This is a genomic window from Desulfopila sp. IMCC35006, from assembly GCF_005116645.1.
Lineage (GTDB): Bacteria > Desulfobacterota > Desulfobulbia > Desulfobulbales > Desulfocapsaceae > Desulforhopalus_A.
Map to the genome: position 1 here is coordinate 115,685 of NZ_SWCM01000004.1, position 21,317 is coordinate 137,001.

The 21,317-nt window shown below is 48.6% G+C and carries 20 protein-coding genes and 1 riboswitch; of the genes, 13 read left to right on the top strand and 7 right to left on the bottom strand.

Annotation, left to right across the window (positions count from 1 at the left end):
- Window positions 1-238: 238 nt before the first annotated feature.
- The 6 genes from FCL47_RS08835 to FCL47_RS08860 all read left to right on the top strand — a co-directional run bounded on the left by FCL47_RS08835 (window position 239) and on the right by FCL47_RS08860 (window position 6,021).
- Window positions 239-787 carry a hypothetical protein gene (locus FCL47_RS08835; protein WP_136813137.1) on the top strand — a complete coding sequence of 183 codons (549 nt, stop codon included), beginning with the start codon at window positions 239-241 and terminating at the stop codon, window positions 785-787.
- Window positions 788-954: 167 nt separating this feature from the next.
- A complete protein-coding gene (locus tag FCL47_RS08840; RefSeq protein WP_136813138.1) occupies window positions 955-1,395 on the top strand; it encodes a DUF5681 domain-containing protein in 441 nt (146 codons plus the stop codon).
- Window positions 1,396-1,404: 9 nt separating this feature from the next.
- Window positions 1,405-1,935: a hypothetical protein gene (locus FCL47_RS08845; protein ID WP_136813139.1), complete on the top strand. Its 531-nt coding sequence runs from the start codon at window positions 1,405-1,407 to the stop codon at window positions 1,933-1,935.
- Window positions 1,936-2,515: 580 nt separating this feature from the next.
- Entirely contained in the window at window positions 2,516-5,284 is a 2,769-nt protein-coding gene (locus tag FCL47_RS08850; protein ID WP_136813140.1) for a CHAT domain-containing protein, read from the top strand.
- An 11-nt stretch (window positions 5,285-5,295) separates the two neighbouring features.
- The gene (locus FCL47_RS08855) at window positions 5,296-5,640 is read left to right on the top strand and encodes a hypothetical protein (RefSeq protein WP_136813141.1); all 345 of its coding nucleotides are present in this window, start codon (window positions 5,296-5,298) and stop codon (window positions 5,638-5,640) included.
- Window positions 5,641-5,694: 54 nt separating this feature from the next.
- Window positions 5,695-6,021, top strand: coding sequence for a hypothetical protein (locus FCL47_RS08860; protein WP_136813142.1), 327 nt, complete (start codon window positions 5,695-5,697; stop codon window positions 6,019-6,021).
- 205 nt (window positions 6,022-6,226) lie between these two features.
- Window positions 6,227-6,304, bottom strand: a riboswitch (SAM riboswitch).
- A 167-nt stretch (window positions 6,305-6,471) separates the two neighbouring features.
- Here the strand turns inward: FCL47_RS08860 and FCL47_RS08865 are convergent.
- Window positions 6,472-7,689, bottom strand: coding sequence for a site-specific integrase (locus FCL47_RS08865; RefSeq protein ID WP_136813143.1), 1,218 nt, complete (start codon window positions 7,687-7,689; stop codon window positions 6,472-6,474).
- Window positions 7,690-8,074: 385 nt separating this feature from the next.
- Complete coding sequence (locus FCL47_RS08870; RefSeq protein ID WP_136813144.1) at window positions 8,075-8,395, bottom strand: cupin domain-containing protein; 321 nt, start codon at window positions 8,393-8,395, stop codon at window positions 8,075-8,077.
- 316 nt (window positions 8,396-8,711) lie between these two features.
- Between FCL47_RS08870 and FCL47_RS08875 the strand changes: the two genes are divergently transcribed.
- Together FCL47_RS08875 and mpl are read left to right on the top strand one after the other, a co-directional pair.
- Window positions 8,712-8,903, top strand: a complete 192-nt coding sequence (locus FCL47_RS08875) for a hypothetical protein (protein ID WP_136813145.1) — start codon at window positions 8,712-8,714, stop codon at window positions 8,901-8,903.
- Window positions 8,900-10,366 (top strand): UDP-N-acetylmuramate:L-alanyl-gamma-D-glutamyl-meso-diaminopimelate ligase, encoded by a 1,467-nt coding sequence (gene mpl / locus FCL47_RS08880; protein ID WP_136813146.1) that lies wholly within the window; start codon window positions 8,900-8,902, stop codon window positions 10,364-10,366. Before FCL47_RS08875 ends, mpl begins: the two co-directional genes overlap by 4 nt.
- Window positions 10,367-10,467: 101 nt before the next feature.
- On the opposite strand, the gene FCL47_RS08885 is transcribed toward mpl, so the two are convergent.
- Together FCL47_RS08885 and FCL47_RS08890 are read right to left on the bottom strand one after the other, a co-directional pair.
- A complete protein-coding gene (locus FCL47_RS08885; protein ID WP_136813147.1) occupies window positions 10,468-10,797 on the bottom strand; it encodes an Hpt domain-containing protein in 330 nt (109 codons plus the stop codon).
- A 33-nt stretch (window positions 10,798-10,830) separates the two neighbouring features.
- Entirely contained in the window at window positions 10,831-11,277 is a 447-nt protein-coding gene (locus FCL47_RS08890; protein ID WP_240744181.1) for a response regulator, read from the bottom strand.
- A gap of 141 nt (window positions 11,278-11,418) precedes the next feature.
- On the opposite strand from FCL47_RS08890, the gene tilS reads away from it, so the two are divergent.
- Window positions 11,419-12,840, top strand: a complete 1,422-nt coding sequence (gene tilS, locus FCL47_RS08895) for a tRNA lysidine(34) synthetase TilS (RefSeq protein ID WP_136813148.1) — start codon at window positions 11,419-11,421, stop codon at window positions 12,838-12,840.
- 7 nt (window positions 12,841-12,847) lie between these two features.
- Here the strand turns inward: tilS and selB are convergent, their stop codons facing one another.
- From selB to FCL47_RS08910, 3 genes are all read right to left on the bottom strand, one after another.
- Window positions 12,848-14,779 carry a selenocysteine-specific translation elongation factor gene (gene selB / locus FCL47_RS08900; protein ID WP_136813149.1) on the bottom strand — a complete coding sequence of 644 codons (1,932 nt, stop codon included), beginning with the start codon at window positions 14,777-14,779 and terminating at the stop codon, window positions 12,848-12,850.
- A gap of 267 nt (window positions 14,780-15,046) precedes the next feature.
- Complete coding sequence (locus FCL47_RS08905; protein ID WP_136813150.1) at window positions 15,047-15,673, bottom strand: MBL fold metallo-hydrolase; 627 nt, start codon at window positions 15,671-15,673, stop codon at window positions 15,047-15,049.
- A 75-nt stretch (window positions 15,674-15,748) separates the two neighbouring features.
- Complete coding sequence (locus FCL47_RS08910; protein ID WP_136813151.1) at window positions 15,749-16,693, bottom strand: Mrp/NBP35 family ATP-binding protein; 945 nt, start codon at window positions 16,691-16,693, stop codon at window positions 15,749-15,751.
- A 475-nt stretch (window positions 16,694-17,168) separates the two neighbouring features.
- Between FCL47_RS08910 and ftsY the strand changes: the two genes are divergently transcribed.
- From ftsY to FCL47_RS08930, 4 genes are all read left to right on the top strand, one after another.
- A complete protein-coding gene (ftsY, locus tag FCL47_RS08915) occupies window positions 17,169-18,485 on the top strand; it encodes a signal recognition particle-docking protein FtsY (protein ID WP_136813152.1) in 1,317 nt (438 codons plus the stop codon).
- A gap of 21 nt (window positions 18,486-18,506) precedes the next feature.
- Window positions 18,507-19,334: a DnaJ domain-containing protein gene (locus FCL47_RS08920; protein WP_136813153.1), complete on the top strand. Its 828-nt coding sequence runs from the start codon at window positions 18,507-18,509 to the stop codon at window positions 19,332-19,334.
- Window positions 19,335-19,416: 82 nt separating this feature from the next.
- Window positions 19,417-20,604 carry a pyridoxal phosphate-dependent aminotransferase gene (locus tag FCL47_RS08925; RefSeq protein WP_136813154.1) on the top strand — a complete coding sequence of 396 codons (1,188 nt, stop codon included), beginning with the start codon at window positions 19,417-19,419 and terminating at the stop codon, window positions 20,602-20,604.
- A gap of 114 nt (window positions 20,605-20,718) precedes the next feature.
- The gene (locus tag FCL47_RS08930; protein WP_136813155.1) at window positions 20,719-21,282 is read left to right on the top strand and encodes a UbiX family flavin prenyltransferase; all 564 of its coding nucleotides are present in this window, start codon (window positions 20,719-20,721) and stop codon (window positions 21,280-21,282) included.
- Window positions 21,283-21,317: the final 35 nt, after the last annotated feature.

A 21,317-nucleotide genomic window follows, 5' to 3' on the forward strand; every position in this document is an offset into this window, starting at 1 on the left:
GGTTATGAGTAGGTCGACAAGGTTTAAATCTGGTGGGCGCAACAAAGTAAAGGAGGAAGCTACCAGTAAAGGAGTAGACAACACTCACGTCAAAGACACGGTCGTGAATTGCGTTAAAAATCGAGAAATCGGCGAAGAACCGTTTATTGGCCTTTTTCCACAAATGGAGTTGGCAATTTCTCAATGATCCAGACGAATCACCAGAACAATATTTTTAACTTAATTTAGGAGTAATGTAATGAACAGAATACCTTTTCAAAGTTTTGAATATAATTCAACAGTAGTAGACCAATGTGATTTTTGCAAATCCTTGCCTGATGAATTCCACGCATATGGCTGCTACTGTGAGGTATGCCCAGCGTGCGGATTTATACTTGGCACTTGCAATTGCCGAGCGTTAGACCACTCTGATGAAACAAGAACCATCAATGCTATCACAGAAAAGCTTAATCTTTTCCATGCATTTTCAAACTTGGAGGAAATGGCACTGGGAGAAAAATATTCTTACCCTGAATCCGGAGCAATACAGTTTATTGAAAAGCATTTCTCCGGACAATTTCCCAAATTGTCTAAGAAATTAAATACGTTTTTTCATGAAATGAAAATTACAGGAGATGATGCCAACAGTTTGCAAACGGCGGAGTCTTTGGCTGACAGTGTTGCTCTTGTAGATGAAGTCGTAAGGATTATCGAAATAATTCACCGTGCAGCAGAGTCTGAAATTATTGACAATAATTTCATGACCGAGGAGCGTTTGGCAGAAATTAACCCTGACCAGTTAGGATAGACCAACATCAAGGCACACTCCCTCTTTGAGATGATTAAGTGGGAGACGACCATCGACCTGAGAGGTATCAGCTCGATGGTCGATGCCTCTGGACATCCGGATGTAGAAAATGTCCAGAACATAAGAAAAGTATTACCCCATTAAATAATTATGACACAGGGAAGACTATGGCTGAAAATACAGGAGAAAAACAGCGGGGCAAACCATTTAAACCGGGCCAGTCAGGGAATCCTGCAGGTAAGCCACCGGGGGCAAAGAACAAGGCAACCATAATGGCCCAAGCCCTGTTTGATGGCGAAGCAGAAATCCTGACTAGAACTATCATTGAATTCGCCAAGAAAGGCGATATGCAAGCCTTGAAAATATGTATAGATCGACTTTGTCCACCTATGAAAGCCCAGGCCGCTCCGGTGCAGGTAGAAATTCCCGAAAGTGACAAGATAAGTGACATGGCCAACGCTTTCATCAGGGCTGCAGCGGAAGGCAAATTACCGCCAGATGTTGCGGCACAACTGGTATCAGCAGTTGGTACTCTTGCTCGGGTGGTGGAAATTGATGAACTAAAAGAAAGGCTGACTGCACTGGAAACAGCGGTAGGCCGAAATTAGGAGAAGGTTATGGATATTCACAAGAAAATCTACCAGGATTTGACACCGAAGCAACGGGCAATAGCTTGTTATTCGGCAGTCAACCGAGAGGACCAGGACGAGATCAATCGACTCATAGGGCATGTTCCTCAAGGCAAAAATAACGGACAAGCTCTTTCGGCAATATGCCAGGCTCTGCATGCCTACAATTACCTCACAGCAGAGGCAATGCACACTTACCTCCTTGTATCATGCAGGTTGCAGTCGGCACTGTCGTTCTGTTCAGCATGGCTTGCCGCCGGTGGTGCACCTGAGTCTGCAGAATATAGAAAAAAAGAGACACTGGTTGAAAAATTATTGCCGTTAAGTGAAAAGCTGGCAGGCGAGGTCGATGCTATTCGACAGGCTGCAGTGGAATGGTGCAAAATCAATAAAATTCCTATTGATATTTTTATGGGATCACTCTGTTTATTTCCAATGCCCAAAGATATAATAGAACAAAACGACAGCAAAACACTCGAGGCGAAAAGGTTAGTATTTAGCGAAATAACCTTTGATTGATCCAGGGTGGTGACTCGCTTACTCAGGAACACTAATACCAGAAGTGGCCCCGCTTCTTTGTCTTCACTGCATTGGTATCATGACGATAATCAGCTTTCTCTACAAACGAAAGGTGATAAAAATAATCTTGATTCATCTCGAGCTATTCGAAGAAGCCCAGCTTTAGCGGGAAAGGGCACCACTGTTTCCTTGAATGTATGAGCCGATAATAGAGCTACATGACTATGGGCGACCAGAGTATGAAGAGCCTTTTGTTGATGTCCAAACACTTTGATTACAGCGAACGGGGAAACATTGTCATTCAAAAACGTTACGTAAACTCGATGATATCAGAGATATGAGATGTTAGGTGAGAATGTATGACAGCGTCGGAGCCTGGAAGGGTCGGTTTGAAACAGTGGTGGATTGAAAAGACGGGGCACCTAACATGTGGATAATAGGTGGACTAAAAAATCTTGCAATATTGAGCTGAAAAAGATAAACTTTCGACCGTAAATGCAGTGGCTTTGACAGGGAAGCCGATAAATTAGGAGCACCATAGAAAGCGACTATTTATCACCATCACCATGATGGAGCCAGCATGAATAAAGCCCACCAAGCTGAACTTTTCAACCAGGAAGCGGTCAGGCTCCAGTCCCTTGGCTATTACCCCCAATCTCTCTCAGCCTTTCAACAAGCGCTGGAATTATTTAGAAAATTAAAGGACCGGGAAGGTGAGGGCAGATGTCTGAATGGTGTGGGGGCCCTCCATAAAGATCTGGGAGAAATGGCCAAGGCCAGGGAATATCTAGAACAGGCCTTGCTCATACGCCGGGAAGTTGGCAACCTGCGCGGGGAGAGCCTAACCCTGCTCACACTCGGCCCTGTATATCAGTATCTCGGGGAATTAGAAAAAGCCCTGTCCAGCTTATCCAGATCCCTCTCCCTCTATGAAATTATGGAGGATTTACCATCTACCGGGATGGCAAAGTACAATTTGGGGCAGGTTTATTACGGTCAAGGGCGGCTCCGTGAGGCGCGCCAGAGCTTTGCTGACTCTCTCCAGATAGCCCGCACAGTAGGCAACATCCTTGAAGAACAAAAATGCTTAAATGCTTTGGGCACTGCTTGTAAAGATCTGTGTCAGTACCAAGACGCGCTCCTTTTTTTCGATCAAGGTCTAGATCTGGCCCGAAAATTACGCAATCATCCGGGAGAGGCCTCAGCCTTACACAATCTGGGCAGTTTATATATCACCCTTGGTCAAAGCGGGGAAGCGGAACACTATCTCAAAGCCGCGCTAATGCGTTACTACCACTTGGATATGGTGAGTCTGACCTTTGAAACTCACTATTCTCTAGCCTGGCTATACTTTGATGTCGGCAACTATAACAATCCCCAAATGGCCGTCCCCCATATGCTCGAGGCGTTAGAAATTGCTCAACAGACCGGAAACCAATATAATATTGCCGGTGCTCTCAACGGCTTGGCCGGCCTTTACCTAAGACTGGGTGAGTTCGAAGAAGGATTTTCGCTGGCGAAACAAGCGAATGCCCTTTATCAGCAGTTAGGCAATGCATTTCTGCAAACCGGTTGCTTGATTACATTAGGGTCGCTCTATCTGTCCAAAGGCGAACCTCAAGAAGCTCTCCCTTGTCTGGAGACGGCATTGCGCTTGGCCAAAGAAGTGGGCAGCTCTCTAACCGAAGGGGAGGCCTACTATAATTTGGGAGCGCTGTACAGTAGCCTCGGCAAGACCGAACAAGCTTGCTCCATGTTGCAAGAGGCGACCGCTATTTTTGACCGAATGCGATACGAACTTAGGGGAGATGACTTTCGATTAAGCTTCTTCAATAAATCGTGGGTACAGGAATCTTACTACGTTTATACAGCTCAATTAATCAAGCGGTCTCAAGAAACCTTAAACCAAAGTTTCGTAGCACACGCTTTCCACGTTTGTGAAAGACGGCATGCTCGCGCTTTTCTCGACCTGCTTTTTAGCCGACGGGTTAGCCCCAAAGGTCACATCTCCAGCGAGTTGTCCAAACAAGAAGAGGCCATGCTCCTGGAACTCGCAGAACTGCAAAACCGATTGTCTAATCCGGGTCTATCCCTCCCTGATCGCCTGCTCCTCCTGGATCAACGGACTGAATTGAACTCCGCGTTTCAGCGTTTGCTTGCTCAGATAAGCAAGGCGGATTCCCGACTGGCTGAGATTACAGAGCATAACCCTTGGCAGGTTCACAAGATACAGAAACTTCTGCGGAATGAAGATACTACTTTGCTCCAGTATTCACTCCACAATCACGAAAGTTATCTGTGGGTAGTGACAGGAAACAGCCTGAATTTTTATGTCTTACCAGACGGACTCAAGATAAAAGCCAAAGTTCAAGAACTCTTGTCTATCTTAATAAAACCCAATGTGGAGGGCTTTGCCTCCTGCGCCCATGACCTCTACCAAATGCTCTTGGAACCGGCTGCCGCTGTTTTGTCAGGGAAGAGGCTCCTTATCGTGCCTGACCACCTGTTGCACCTCGTTCCCTTTGAAGTGCTCCTCATTGAAGCTCCAGTAAGCCAGAAGGAGCAAGGAGGAAGGGGGTTCAGGAAGTTCTGGCGGGATCAATCGGAACTCGGCCTAGCCGACCTGCCTTTTTTAATTAAGAAGTACGAAATTATATACTCTCCCTCGGCGACAATCTTCGCGGCGCTGCGGGAAGACCGCCCCACGCGGTTCCCAGCCCAGTGGAAAAAAGATTTTATCGGCTTCGCTCCAGTTCACTTTCAAAGAGATTCACATCACCCCGGGCCTTCTCCTCTTCCAGGAACTGAGAAAGAAGTCATATCCATATCCAAGCTTTTTTTGCAGAACCGGATTACCCTGAAATTAGGGGAGGACGCCAGTAAAAAGGCTGTACAATCACCAGAAATAAGTGATTATCGCTTTGTCCATTTCGCCACCCACGGTTGGGCAGATCAAAATAATTCTCAATTCTCATATCTCCTCTTAGCACCAACAGACGATGAAAGCGCTCTCCATGCGTTCGAAATAACCACTTTATCTCTAAACGCTGATCTGATCGTCCTGAGTGCCTGCGAAACTGGCCTGGGAAAGCTCCATCATGGCGAAGGCTTCGTAGGCTTGATGCGGGCCTTCTTTTACGCCGGGGGCCAAAGCGTCCTGGCCAGTCTTTGGCAGGTGCATGACGAATCCACCGCCGAACTCATGAAGCATTTCTATTCCTTCATGATAACCAAACGTCTAGATAAAGGCTCAGCCCTGCGAGAGGCTAAATTGGCTGTGCTGCAGAGCAAAGAGTGGTCTTCCCCTTATTATTGGTCTGCCTTTATCCTCTCCGGGGACTGGCAGTAAAGGTTGGTAACATGAAACTCTACGGGTTCTTAAACGTTTTCCTGGCCGGATGCTTCGGAGGGGTTCTGATCGAGTTGTTAAAATGGTACAACCTTCGGGATAGTCCCAACCTCCCCCATTATGTCAAACTTTGGCGTTATTGGGGGTGCACGGTTGCGATGATAATCGCAGGCGGCCTTCTGACTACGCTTTATGGCATCGAAGAGGTGGAAGCCTTATTGGCCGTTAATGTAGGGGCATCTGCCCCACTTCTCATTGCCTCACTTGCCCAATCGTTACCCAAAACCCTCCCTGCCGAACGGTCGGCTTTCAAATCAAAAATGCCGACACTCATGGATTTCTTGCGCAATCGTTAGTCTGGGAGACTCAAGGAAGATAACACCATAGGAGTAAACCTGTAGGAGGTTGATATGGGATTTTTCAAAAAAGTTTTTAAAGGCTCCGATCTCCTTAAGCAGAAGGAGAGCTTCACCCCGGTTAACATTAAAAACAGGACCGTTATTCATCTCACCTGCCCCCAATGCCACGAGATTTCAGACATGCTCCTGGGAGATCCTAAATGCACTTGGCACATGAGAGATGAAGAGAAAGGGACCTTAATCCCGGCGGAATGCCCTTACTGTCAGATTGGCCTGTTAGTATGTATAAAGAATAGCATTTTTTATCATCTGGAGCCTTTTGATGATGCCCCCCTGAGCTTCATGAACGCTATTCAAAAGGTGCCCAACCCTGTATAGTTGATAGGAAGTAAGGTAGATATCTTGCTTTATGGTCATATAGCAACTCCGTCACTCCATGCCTGATCACGAAGCGGTTCTGGAGTGTGAAAAGGAGCGCAGCGCTTTAGCGGAATTTGTCAGTCGCCCCGCAAGTTGTCGATTAAATCGGCGACGCCCATCATTGGGCATAAAAAAACCCACTCGACCAAGGGCCAAAGCGGGTGAGTAATTATCTCATCCCTCTTTAGCTGAATTTTTATAGCGCCCGCAAGCCGAGTTACAAATCGGCGCTTTTAATAACCTAACATTACAATATCAATTCAGTGCCATCAATGGCAATTTAATGTCAGATCGTATCTGGAGTCCTACCTTTTAGTAGCATATCTTGCACATACTCCATCCAAGTCAATTGATTCCCTTTTTTAAGTTAAGTACTTACCCCAAACCAAGTCTCATTTTTCACAATTTTCATTCTTTCTGCAATTTCATAACAGCCTGTTTCAACTGATTTTTATCGTTATGAGCATAGCGTTCTGTCATTTTCAAATCTCCATGTCCGAGCAATTCTTGGACCTTATAAATATCAGTCCCATCTTCAACTAACCAGCTCGCAAAAGTATGACGTAAGGTGTGAAAATTGACCCATTGCTTTTTGTCAGTAACTCCTTGATTGAAAAGTTTTTTAACTACTTCATAGTACATATGACTTATCATGTAATGTGGCTTGTTATCTTTTCCACGGGCAGGAAAAACCAGCCGACCGTGCTCTCCAGGGCCACGTCGTGCAAACATCTGTTGGACGTCCTGATTCATGTACGCAGTCCGATCTTTTCCATTCTTTGTCTGTCTCAATTTCATAGTTCCCTGAAAAACATCAACATTTTCCCATGTCAGCTTAGCTATTTCTCCAAATCGTAAACCTGCATAAAGACCAAGCATAGCCATGTCGTGAACCTCACTGGATCTCTTGGTGAGCTCCTTCAGCAATACATTGGCCTCTTCTCTGCTTAGGTATCGTTCTTTCTTATTGTCTTCTTGCGGATATTCAATACCGGATCTCTTCTTACTGACCGCCCTATTACTTTTTTCTAATGCTGGGTTAGTTCCAGAAAAATATCCTTCATCCATCGCGAAGTGAAAAACAATCCTAATCACATGAAAAGCATAGCGAATAGTTCGCGGAGTTAGACTCTTCGCCTCCATGTTTTTTTGGATGGCTCTAATATGTGGAACATGAGCGATTTTTGTTAAGGGAAGATCGGAAATTACAGGAAAGATATGCAACCTTGCTAACTGTTCTTCTCTTTTCCAAGAGCGTGGATTTTTCTTTTTTTCTTTTGATGCAACAAGGAATAGTTCAAAAATTCTTCCAAAGGATATGTTCTTATTATCCTCTTGCTGCTTACTCTCTTCAGTTTTTTTCTCAGCAATAGCACGAATTTCACGCTTTTCACACAGACTGACAGGTCCTATACCAATAGTGCTATTTGCTTTCAGTTCCGATAATACAGCTGCAGCTTTCTTTTCAGTCCAACCATCAGTGGCCCAACCAAGCCCCTCCTCTTTTTCCTTCCCTGCAATTTTATATCTGATTGTGAAATATTTATCGAATCCAACACCGTGCTTTCTTTCTTCATGATGTCTATATCTAATGCCAGTGGTCTTGCATTTAATCCATTTTGACATATTGTGCCGTCCACTTATTTGGGTCCGCTTATTTATTTAGTCCCGCTCCTGTCCCGCCTTTCATGTGTTAAGCAGGGTGAAGACAAATTATGTTACATTAGACATAGTACACGACATGTCACTGTTAATACAATATAAAAAACATCACTTATGACCTTAAATGAAACTATGAGAAACGCTATTCAGCGGACTCTGACTCCGCTTATCAAGGTTCGAGCCCTTGTCCCCCAGCCACGCAAATTCAAGCACTTGTCGGTTTATTCCGGTGGGTGCTTTTTTATTTTCTGCACCTCGTCCCGCCTCTGCATCGCCCGATTATATCCCGGCAAATACAGCAAACAATCCAATAAGTGTCTAGACCGTGTCTCCGTTCCATCGGAGGGTATCATATCGGCGGGGCTATGGTGACCACGATTCTCATGTCCGTTGTCGCCCGGACACCATGGGGTTCGCGTATCTGCGAGATGAGAATATTGCCGGTTTTCGCCGGAAGTTCTGCATCGTTTGCACCGATAAAGACGCCTTCCCCTTCGATCACCTGAATGGAAAGTTCACCATCCAGATCATGAGAATGGACGGGGAAGGTGACACCGGCTTTCAGATTAAAGTTTATTATTTTAAAGAATTCAGAATCTTCTACCAGAAAAAACCGTTTCATTGCCCCTTCGGTAAATTCACGGGTCGTATTCAGATCGAGCACTTTCATTGTTGCCTCCACCTACTTGGTTGTTTGGTATAGCTGTACTCTATAATAAGCATAGATTATCTGCTGTCCCCGCCTTACACAGACTATTTCCGCTGCAGCAATAGAACCTTGAGGGGAGCCGAATGTAGATTTTCATCAGGCGGCAACGAACAACACTGGAAAAAATCTTCAATTTGCCGTATTAATTGAAGGTTATAAGGATGGCTTGACAGGTTATTCTTAACCGTCGCCTCTGTCGCTTCTATGACGAATTGGCCTTCTTCATGCGACAGAGGCGTACTTATTTTTGAAATTATAAATTTTTACAGGTGCTTTTATGGCTCACCCGGAAAAAAACACCCCAGAAAGAGTACAAGCCAACACGGTTACCGATGAAACTATTTTAAAGATTGCTAAAGAAATATCGATAAAATTCATTGAAGTCGGTCGGATAACGCCGGCTACCTTTGAACAGTCTTTTAAAAATATTTTCTCGGCAATCGATGCGACAATAAAAAAAGGTAAATGATGCTTTCTTTAGAAAAAAATCTCAACGCCGCCCCAAAACAGATCAACCACATCCACCTGATGGGAATTTGCGGTACCGGCATGGCAGCGCTGGCCGGGATGCTGCAGAAATCAGGCTATACCGTTACCGGCAGCGACAGTCATGTCTACCCGCCGATGTCCGATTTTCTCGCATCTTTACACATCAGCGTCTGTAACGGCTATAGCGCCGCCAACCTCAGTCCGGCGCCGGACCTGGTAATCGTCGGCAATGTTATTACCCGGAAAAATCCGGAGGCGATAGCCCTCGGGGAACTGCGGCTTCCGTATCTCTCTTTTCCCCAGGCCCTGGCCCATTTCTTCATCCAGTCCCGGACCTCTCTGGTAATTTCCGGCACCCACGGCAAGACGACCACCTGTTCCCTGCTGGCCACGGCCCTCTATCATGCCGAACTTGACCCGTCCTTTATGATTGGCGGCATTGTCGGTGAATTCGGCACCAATTTCCGTCTAGGAGAAGGTGCTTACTTTGTCGCCGAAGGAGATGAATACGACACTGCCTTTTTTGACAAGGAATCAAAATTTCTGCATTATCGACCGAAGGTTGCGGTGATCACCTCCATAGAATTTGATCATGCCGATATTTTCAGTGATCTTGAGGCAATTAAGCGATCTTTTAAAAAGTTTGTCGCCCTCCTGCCTGCCGACGGTTTGCTGATTGCCAATCTTGATGATGCAAATGTTGCTGAAATCGCGGCAAATGCTCCCTGCGCTGTGCAGGCTTACGGTCTCAACCCTTCTTTCACCTGGACTTTGCAGAATATACGAATCGAAAATGCGGTCAGTCATTTTGACGTCGTAAAAGACGGGAAACCATGGGCCTCCATGACCGTCAATCTGCCCGGCAGACACAATTGCCTCAACAGCCTCGCGGTGTGCGCGGTTATGCATCACCTCGGGGTAAGCCCTTTACTTATAAACAGGGGGCTGAAAAATTTTGCCGGCGTCAAGAGAAGACAGGAGGTGCGCGGTATCGAGAATGGAATTACCGTTATCGACGATTTTGCCCATCACCCGACCGCTGTTCGGGAAACCCTGGCGGCATTGAAAAGCGGCTATGCCAATCGGCGACTGGTCACGGTCTTTGAACCGAGAACTAATTCATCAAGACGCGCCATTTTTCAAAAAGATTACGCCGGCGCATTCGATTCAGCCGATATCATTCTGCTGCGGGAACCAAATCCCATTGAAGGACTGGCAAAAGAAGAGCTGTTTTCCTCGGCCAAACTGGCATCGGATCTCTGCGCCAGAAATTTAACCGCCGAACCATTTCCAACAACCGACGATATCCTCAATCGACTGAAAACCATCCTCAAAAAAGGCGATGTCGTGGCCGTTCTTTCCAACGGAGGCTTTGACAATATCCACAGCCGTCTGTTGGAACAGATTAGGAATTCTATCGGCGGGCAAGAAGAGACCGTTTAGCGGAGGGCACAGCAGACTCATATACACTCAGGAAGGAAGTGTTTTCCAGTGCCCAAGACATAACGGATTCACTGCTGGTGAACACTCACGGCAAGGAGCTACTACTCGATGATGGGATCAAGCGCGTCACGCAGTTTCTCGAACAACTGCTGGTAATTGGCCGATCGATCCCCGGCTTTCCCCCGTTGTTCGATGTGCAGGGCAATGGCGGCGCAGTCGTCAAGACCAAGATTCAGGAATGCACCTTTTATTGTATGGCCAATCTCGCCTATTGCCAGGGGATTATCTGTCTTCAGAGCCATCTGCAGATTCTGCATGTGCGACTGCAGCGTGGCAATAAAACTTGGCATCAGCACGTCGATCTGCTCAGCGGGAAGGCTGAACTGTTCTGTGAGATGTGCCTTGATAGAGTCAATTTTCTGCTGCTGCATGGTACCTACCTGAAAAGAGTTCAAGCCACCAGATCATGCTTTGTTTATTAAAAAAGAAGGCTCCATATCATCAATCAGCTGGAGGTGGTGCAACTGTTCCAGCAGGCAGAGCTGGTTGATCGGTTTTGTCAGATACGCCGCACATTTGCCTTCAACCATTGCTTCCATGATATTTTTTGCATCATCCAGGGCTGTGACCATAATCACCTTGACGACATCAGGACCATAAATCCCTTTTTCCCGTTCGATTCTCCGTATTTCACGCAATACTTCATGCCCGCTCAGCTTGGGCATCATGATATCAAGACAGACAAGGTCGTACCGGGTACCGGAGGCGCAATAGGATTCCTCCATGGCATCAATTGCTTCAACTCCATTGATAACCACATCACAATCACCAAAAGGAGAAAGCATCTCTTTCAGCAAGGTTCGACTGATAAATTCGTCCTCAGCAATCAGAATTTTTATTTTATTTGCCATACGCTTTTATTCAGAGAAGATTCTGCGGATGCCAGGCCTTGCCGACCATGGTAAAGTATCATTTAGATATAACAACCAGAAACGAAGAATTAAACCAAAACTGTACTTTCAATCAAAAAAATCCAGCCTGATACATTTTTCATGGATATCCTCGACAGGATTGCACATCTCATCCGTTCCCATAATCTGTTTGTCGAAAATGACCGGATAGTTGTCGCCGTTTCCGGAGGGGCCGACTCCATGGCACTCCTGCATATTCTCGCCGGCATCACTCTGCCGCTGGAGCTCATTGCCGTCTATGTCGATCATGGGCTCAGACCGCAGGAAACGCCCCATGAACGAAATATTATTGCCGGCATATGTCGAACTCTTAATATTATTTTCAAGGTTCGGGCGGTAAATGTACAGAAAATTATGGCGAAGGAAAAAAAATCTCTGGAGGAAGCGGCCAGGATCCTTCGCTACAGGGCACTGGAAGAAGTCAGGCAACAACACGACGCCCGGTACATCGCCGTCGGCCATACTGCCGATGACCAGGTAGAAGAGTTTTTTATCCGTCTGCTCCGGGGCAGCAGCAGCAGAGGACTCTCCGGGATGAAAACCAAGAGGGACCGTATCGTTCGTCCGCTGCTCTTTGAAAACAAGGCCAGCCTGGTCACATTTCTGACCGATCGGGGGCTGCCCTGGTGCCTCGATTCGTCCAATATGGATCACCATTTTCTGCGAAACCGTGTCCGGCTGCATTTACTGCCGCTCTTGGAAAAAGAGTTCAATCCATCTTTGCGCAAAACGATCCTGCAACATATGGATATCCTGGCCGAGGAAGACAACTACCTTGACAGACAGGCCGCAAGTATCTTCAACCAATGCGTCGAGCTATCGGAGATGTCGGTGGAAAACGACAGGCGACCACAACTTGTCGTCAAGAACGAGTTCTTTCGTGCGGTGCATCCGGCAATCCAGAGAAGAATAATCGAAAAAAGCTGCTGGCGGATGGGCGTCCGCCCGACCTATGAGCAGATCTGCGCCATCATTGAGTGCATACGAAGCGGTAGAAACGGCAGTGAACTGCATCTTGAAAATGGTGTCCGGGCGGAAAAATCACCCCTTGGGCTGCGCTTTGCCAGACCTCTTCCGGGAGATCTGCTTCGCGGCTCAGCGCCGCCTGCCGCTTCCATCAGTCAATTCATTCCCGGACCAGGGACATACGCGGTAACCGGTACCGGCAAGGAACTTGTCGTCAAGGAAATATCGGCCGCTGACACCAAGGAAAAAAGCCCAGGAGAACTGAGACTCGATCTGGCCCGCATCTCCTTTCCGCTTCTGCTTCGTTCTTGTCGGGCGGGTGAAAGATTTCATCCCTGCGGCGGTCCGGGTAGCAAGAAAATATCGCGATACCTCAATGAACGAAAGATCCCGGCAAAAGAGCGGGCTGCATGGCCGGTTGTTCTCAGCGAAGACAAAATAATTGCCCTGGTCGGCCTGCAACTCGATCACAATTTCCGGATTTTGCGCTCAACCAGCAGGGTTCTTTCGCTCTGCTGGCAAGACCGCAAATCTTGAAATTCCGTCAGGACTTCTTCCTGAGAATCCGCTTGTCGCCAATCCTCATGGTTATTTTGATTCGATCCAGATACTCCAGAATCGGAATAGAGAATTTCCTGGTGAGCCCGGTGAGCTCTTTGAATGCCGGAGCATCGATCTCACCGTTTTTTTCCATATAGGCAACGACGGAATTTATGAGGGGCTCGATTATTTCCTTCTCATAGTAAAGCGATTCACTGATCTTCAACAGGGTGCCATCGCGCAGCTGAAGATCAAACACGTCTTTCAGCAATCGCTCCGGATATTCGGCAAAGTGTTCCATGGTCTCTTTTATTGTCGGGGTGGAAAGGCCTTTTTCCCGATACCATTGCTTGAGGTCCTTGCGCAATTGCTCCTCATCGGCCTTCAGCGCCACCTGATGCCCGGCCATGCGAACGACCGACTCTTCCTGCACGATTATCGATTTTTTGATAAGATCGTTAATGCAGTAAGTAAAGACTTTCAGATCAACCTTTCGGCCCAGACCGGTGCGCAGTTCTTCTTTGGCAAGACCTGCCTGCAAGGGATTTTTCTGGTGGTATGCCTGCAGATGATCCACCAGCATTGTCTTGATTTTTTCGGCAATTTCAACGACGACATATCGCTGGGTAGCGGAATCGACCACGGCAATTTTTTTGGTTGAAATAGGATCATTCAACGCCTTTTTCAGTTGTTTGCCAAACAGCCCAAGTCGAATACCAAGTTCATCGGCAGTTAACCCAAGTTCCCTGCTCTCCCGGAGTAAAAACAACGCTTTGTCTTCAACCGAGCCGTGTTGCAGAATTTCCAGTATTGTTTGATTGTACTGGCGATCTTTCTCGGAGAGTCGTTTTCTTTTGCGCGGGGAAACATTACCGAGAACCATTCCCCCGCCAATTGTCATAACTGGCGAGTAACTGCGAATAACATAACGGTCTCCGGGCCAGACAGACGCTTTATCTTCGAGCAATAACTGGACAGCCGCTTCTTCTCCGGGTTGCAGTTCATCTCGGTCCAGAAGCGATACCCTGCCGATAATTTCCGCAGTACCCAGATGCACGCGTACCCTGGCCCTGTGTTTCATTGGTTTGACATTGGAGGCGAGATACAGGAATTGGCAATCGAGCATATAATTGGGCTGCAGGGTCCCTGGCTGCGCCAGCACCATACCCCGCTCTATGTCTGCAACATCCACTCCCTGCAGATTTATTGCCGTCCGGTGCCCTGCCTCCACCTCGTCTACCGCCTCGGAGTGGACCTGTATCCCTCTTATTTTGGCAATTCTCTCGGTGGGATAAATACGCAGCTCTTCGCCAATGGCGGTTCTACCGGAAATTGATGTTCCGGTAATCACCGAGCCAAAGCCCTTCATGGCGAATATTCGATCGACGGACAACCGAAAGGGCCCGAAGACTTCATGAAAATCAAACACCTTGACTATTTTGTCCAGGGCGTCACGAACTCGATCAATACCTTCTCCGGTGGTCGAGGAAACATTGATGATCGGTGCGCCTTCAAGAAAGCTCCCGGCACAGAATTCCTCAACCTCATCGTTGACCATCTCCAGCCATTCCGGGTCGACCATATCCTTTTTGGTGACAATGACTATCCCCTGCTGGACTCCCATCAGGCGGCAAATCTCAAAATGTTCGATGGTCTGGGGCATGATCCCTTCATCGGCAGCAACGATGAACGCCAGAATATCGATCCCCGATACGCCGGACACCATGGTCTTGACGAACTTTTCATGCCCGGGTACATCGACTATGCCGATGCGGTGCCCGCAGGGCAGATCAAGATACGCAAAGCCGAGTTCAATGGTGATGCCGCGTTTTTTTTCCTCTTTGAGTCGATCTGTGTCAAAACCCGTCAGGGCCCGTATGAAGCTCGTTTTACCATGATCAACATGGCCGGCGGTACCAAGAACAATTTCGCGCATGAGTGCCTTACTCCCTGAAAGCTGCGATAAAAATAACAAATCCTGCGATACATTTGAAATCAGAAGCCAATATTCGCCTCCAAGGCACTTATCCCCGCAAAGCACGGGGGCTGAAAAGAGCACCCCTTAAAGGGGTATTATAAAAAATCCCGGCTTATTTCCCGTTTACCGGGATTTGTCATGTATTGGGGGAAGATGTCAATCTGACGGAGCTGTGCAGGTCCATCGGCAATCTCAGCGGCTCTCAATGGACATGGCCATCCCGATTTATAAAAAGGGATTCGAGCGCTTTTCTTCACCTATGGTCGATTGATGTCCACCATAACCATGACCGGGCCAGACTATTGTTTCCGGAGGCAAGACCAGTAATTTGGTGCGAATGGACGCTAGAAGTTCTTCATGGGAACCCCCGGGAAAATCCGTTCGACCAAGGCCCCCGACAAAAAGCGTGTCCCCTGTAATCAGATCAGGTGGGTTATACAGGCACATCCCACCAGGAGTATGGCCAGGGGTATGCAGAACCTGCAATCGCACTTCGCCGATGACTATTTCATCCCCTTCAGCAACTTCGACGTCGGCTGGCGGCGATGCCTCCAGGCCGAGCATGGAGAAATAATGCTTCACCTCAGGTTTACCAAAAAACCGTTCATCGGCACGATGCATGATGATCTTCGCACCGGTTGCTTGCTGAATTTTTCTATTACCGCAGACATGATCCGGGTGGCCGTGAGTGGCTATGATATACTCAACCGTCACGCCCATTTTTTTCACCTCGGCGAGAATTTTTTGTTCATCCCCTCCCGGATCGACCACGGCGGCCTTTTTCGTCTTCTCACATGCCACTATATAGCAGCAGACAGCCATGGACCCAACAATAATCTGTTTTATTATCATAGACTTATAGTTATAAGTAGTCATAAACAAGGTTGGTGACGCTCCCCCTTGTCACCAACCTTTTATTTCAAACCATCAGTTTTTGGCCTGCGATCCACATCCACCGCCGCCACAGGCGCAACTGCTCTCTTTCGGAGCCATGACTATGGGTGAAGCAACAGCGACCGGCGGCAAACGCACCGCAATCGCCTCGACCACCTTCATAAAGGCCCGGGTAGCCGGACTGTCTGCATCTGACGACAGATAAGGCGTCCCGTCATCTCCGGCCATGACGACCTGGGGGTCCATCGGAATTTTGCCGAGAAAAGGCAGGTCCAATTCGCGTGCCAGACTTTCTCCGCCCCCGGATTTGAAAATATCAACGGTCTCACTGCAGTGCGGACAAACAAACCCGGACATGTTTTCAACAACCCCGGCGATTTCCACCTTTACAGTCTTACAGAAATTAATTGATTTGCGCACATCTGCCAGCGCGACCTGCTGTGGAGTCGTGACGACCACGGCCTTCACGTTGGGAATGGTCTGGGCAACGGTAAGCGGCTCGTCCCCTGTTCCCGGGGGAGCATCGATGATGAGATAATCCAGTTCCCCCCAATCCATGTCCGATATAAACTGTCTTATTGCCTGAATTTTCAGAGGTCCGCGCCAGATTATGGCTTCATTTCTGTCGCGCATCATAAATTCCAGGGAGACAACTTTCAGGTTGTCACTGTACTTAAGCGGCGGTACCAGAGCATCTTTGGTCGCAGGCGGCTCAACACCACCTGTCAGGTTAAGCATCCGTACCACATCGGGTCCATGAATGTCGACATCCATCAAACCGACCTGATATCCTCTATTGGCAAGTCCCAGGGCCAGGTTAACGGAAACAGTAGATTTGCCGACGCCTCCCTTGCCACTCATGACTAAAATTTTATTTTTTATCTTTCCAAGCGATCTTTTTATTGCGAGTTCCTGCTGTGCAGCAGCAGCTTGCTGTGATTCCTGTGTAGCACAGGATCCTCCACAAGATTCAGCCATTTCCAACCCTCCTTAACATGAATAAGCGATATTACCGCAGACTGACGATTGCAGCCCGGCAATATCCGTCCCCAAAAAACAACATCCTCTAAAGTAATGCTGTTCCCTGGAATTGCAATCACTTTCATGGATATCGTAAACCGCCGGCGGCCCCAGAAAACCTTACGATGCACCGTGCTGCTCTTTTTCCAGGGTGACTTTTTGTTGCTTTCTTTGAAGTCTCTACGTAATATGCGATATTGTGCCTTCATCCCGGCGAAAGTGAAAGAAGTCGGGATTCTCTTTAATACTCGCTTGTCGTGTGCTCTGTTTTGTACCCCCTTGAGGGGTGCTCTTTTCAGTCCCCGTGCTGTGCGGGGATACGTACCTTGGGGACACATTGTATTCTTGCAGAAGCAACCAGAAACCAATTTGTAACGTACTAATAAACGGTAAATAGCCGAGATTTACTGACAAACTCCATCAGGAATAAACAATGCTAGGTTGGTTTAAGAAAAAATTTAAAAAACAAGAGCCTGTTGCGCCAGTAGTCGACACTCCCCCCGCCGCACCGGAGCCGGTTGACAAGACCGAAGCGCCAGTAGAAAAATCGCCGCCTGTGGTTAAGGAGCATGTACCAGGCACCGCAGTACTTCCAGAAGCCGCGCCAGTGGCTGAGGTTGAGGAGAAAGTTGAAGCCGTACCTGCCGCGAAGATAATGAAGCAAGTGCCCGAGCAGAAACCCGAAACGCTAGTGCAGCCTGAGCCTGATCAGGAAAAAAAGCCAGCACCCGCGCCACCACCTCCCCCGGAAGAAAAACCTTTAAAGATACGCAAAGAATCGGAAATCGACAAAGAGCCGGTTAAAAAGAAGAGAACCCTTTTTGCCCGGCTTACCGAACGGTTGGGGAAAACACGAGAAACTTTCACGTACCAGCTGGACGCCCTCTTTCTCGGCAAAAAAGAGATTGACGGCGAAATGCTCGATGACCTCGAGGAGATTTTGATCGCAGCCGATCTGGGCGTCGGGACCACCCAGGATCTGCTCGAAACCGCCAGGCGCAAGGTCAAAAGAAAAGAGATGTACGATCCTAAATCGCTGAAAGAGACACTGAAGGTCCAGATCAGAAAACTGATCGCCGACAACGATCAGGATGCTGCCCTGGTAATGCCCGACAAGGGTCCCTTTGTCATCATGGTTATCGGCGTAAACGGGGTCGGCAAAACCACCACTATAGGGAAAATTGCCAGAAAATTTCAACAGGCCGGCAATTCTGTACTGCTTGTGGCCGGCGACACCTTTCGCGCCGCAGCGGTCTCCCAGCTGAAGATATGGGGCGAGCGAAGTAATGTACCGGTTGTTGCCCACAAGGAAGGTGCCGATCCTTCATCGGTTGTCTTCGATGCACTGGGTATAGCGCAGGCCCAAAATATCGACGTTGTTCTGGTCGATACCGCCGGCAGAATGCACACCAAAGACAATCTGATGGAAGAATTGAAAAAGATAAAACGGGTTATGGGCAAGAAACTGAAAGGTGCACCCCATGAAGTCATGCTGGTCATTGACGCCACCACCGGCCAGAACGGCATATCCCAGGCCCGACTCTTCGATGATGCGGTCGGTGTCACCGGCATAACCCTCACGAAACTTGACGGCACCTCCAAGGGAGGTATTGTCGCCAACATCTGCAAGGAACTGAAGATCCCTATCCGCTTTATCGGTATCGGCGAAAAGACCGCGGATCTCCGGGATTTTGATGCAGGTGAGTTCGTCGATGCGCTCTTTCACAGCGGAACCAACCAGTCAGAATAATACATTACCCCACTTTCTCTCATGCAATATCAACGACAGCAACAACCCGGTTGCGGCGGATGTCTGCTTATAGCCCTCCTGATTGTTTTTATATCCGGCGGGGCTCCCGCCCTGATCCAGTTTCTGGGTACCATAATCTACACGGGTCTTGCCGGTATCCTGCTCTTTATCGCCCTGTTTTTCGGTTTTTCCTACTGGATACAAAAAAAGGTTGCCACCTATGAGCAGTCTCAGTCAGAGAGCCATAACCGGTTTGTCTGGCTCCTGGTCCAGATCCTGATTCATACCGCCAAGATCGACGGGCAGATCACCAAAAACGAGATCCAGACCATTCACCGGTTCTTTCAATATAACCTGCGCTACAGCCAGACACAGATGAACTGGGTCAAGGAACTGATCAAAGAGGCGATCAACTCGACCCAGTCCCTTGATGCGCTGCTCCAGGAATTTAAATCGACCTTTGCCTACGAGCCCAGAATTATCCTGCTGGAGCTTGTTTATCAAATACTCTACACCAAGTCGACGGTCTCCGAGGAGGAGCTGAAATTTGCCCGATATATTGCCGCGTATCTCGACATTTCCGATTACGACCAGCGTACGGTCGAGGGCAAATACCGCTATAAACAGCAATACGGTGCGGCAACAGCGCAGGATACGGCCGGACAGCACTATGCGACCCTTGGTCTGAAAGAAGGGGCAAGCCCTGAAGAAATCAAGAAGGCCTATCGTACCCTCAGCATGCAATACCACCCGGACAAGGTTGCGCATCTCGGCGATGAGTTCCGGGCGGTCGCCGAGGAAAAAATGAAGGAAATCAATGCGGCGTATGACTTTTTAAAAAAGCGATAGGTTTTCATCGGTAAACGTCTGGCAGCGAGAAGACCTGTTTGTTACACCCCAATATGTCATAATGGAATTTTAAGGAGATAGAATGGCTATTTCAGATAAAATGCGAATGTTCGCCGAAAAGTCTTCATGGATACGGAAAATGTTCGAGGAAGGGGCAAAAATGAAGGCTGCCCACGGTACCGAAAATGTCTGCGATTTCAGTCTCGGCAATCCCGATGCACCCCCGCCGCCTGAATATAATCGGGTAATCCAGGAAATCGTCCAGGACACCAGCCCAGGAGTTCATTCCTACATGCCCAATGGCGGCTATCCCTGGGTCCGTGAAGCCCTTGCCGCAAGGATGTCTGTCGAGCAGAAGATGACCATCGGTCAGGGCGATACGCTGATGACCTGCGGTGCGGCCGGCGGCTTGAATGTGGTCATGAAAACACTGCTGAATCCCGGTGACGAGGTCATTATTCTCGCGCCCTATTTCGTTGAATACGGTTTTTATATCGACAACCATGGCGGCGTCAGCAAGACGGTCAAAACCGATGCCGAATTCAACCTCGATCTGTCGGCTATCGAAGCGGCTCTTTCCGATAAAACCAAAGCAATTATCATCAATTCGCCCAATAATCCCTGCGGCCAGATTTATTCGGAACAATCGCTGGCGGCGCTGGGGGAGCTTCTTGAAGCCGTTTCCGCCAAACTGGGGACCACTATCTACCTGATCTCCGACGAACCATACCGCAAAATTGTTTTTGATGACCATGAGGTGCCGAGTATTTTCACCGCGTATACCAACAGTATCGTGGTCTCCTCCTACTCCAAGGATCTCTCCCTGCCCGGCGAGCGCATCGGCTATATGGCAGTCCATCCGCACATCGAAGAAAAACCCCAGCTTCTCGACGGCCTCACCCTGGCCAACAGGATTCTAGGTTTCGTCAACGCCCCGGCGCTCATGCAGCGGGTGGTGGCCGAGCTCCAGGACGTGACGGTGGACACCACAATTTACAGCCGGAGAAAAGAGATCATCTGCACCGTTTTGCGTGAAGCCGGTTTTACCTTCACCGAGCCGAAAGGCGCTTTTTATGTCTTCCCCAGGACACCTCTGGCCGACGATGTCAAATTCGTCGCCCTGCTGCAGGAGCAGAAAATCCTGGCTGTTCCGGGCGTCGGCTTTGGTTCGCCGGGCCATATGCGGATTGCATTCTGTGTGCCCGATGAAGTGATAACCAGATCGGCGGATGGGTTCAAAAAAGCCGTCGCCAAGGCCCGTTCACTATAAGAACACACGGGGCAACAGGGACCCGAAGATTATTGTCTTTGGGTGCAAACTTCACGCCGGGCAGCTTCTCTGGGTCGCATGGCTCTTGTTGAAACAAAGAAGGCTACGAAAAAAATGAAAAAGATAACCATTGGTATTACCGGCGCCAGTGGCGCTATCTACGGTATTCGCGCCGTGGAAATGCTTAACAGCGCGGGCGTTGAGACCCACCTCGTGGTGAGCGAGGCGGCGGGCATTACCATGGCTCTTGAAACTGATTACGATATCGAGACAGTACGTAAATCAGCCCACCGGTGCCACGACAATAGAGACATCGGGGCGTCAATTGCCTCAGGCTCCTTCGGCATGGACGGAATGGTCATTGCCCCGTGCTCTATGCGAACGCTTGGAGCCGTAGCCAATTCGCTCGGCGACAATCTGATTGTACGGGCTGCCGATGTCACCCTCAAGGAAGGCAAGCCTCTGATCCTTGTCGTTCGGGAGACCCCCCTCCATCGCGGCCATCTCCGTCTGCTCGACCTTGTGGCCAGGGCCGGCGGCATCATCTTCCCACCGGTCCCGGCACTGTACGGCAGACCGCGCACCATCGAGGAGATGGTCGACGGGACGGTGGGTCGCTTTCTGCATCGTCTGGGAGTGGACACTCCGCATTACCATCGCTGGCAGGGAATTGCTTGAGAAGGACCTTGTATTATAGCACATGAAAAAAAACC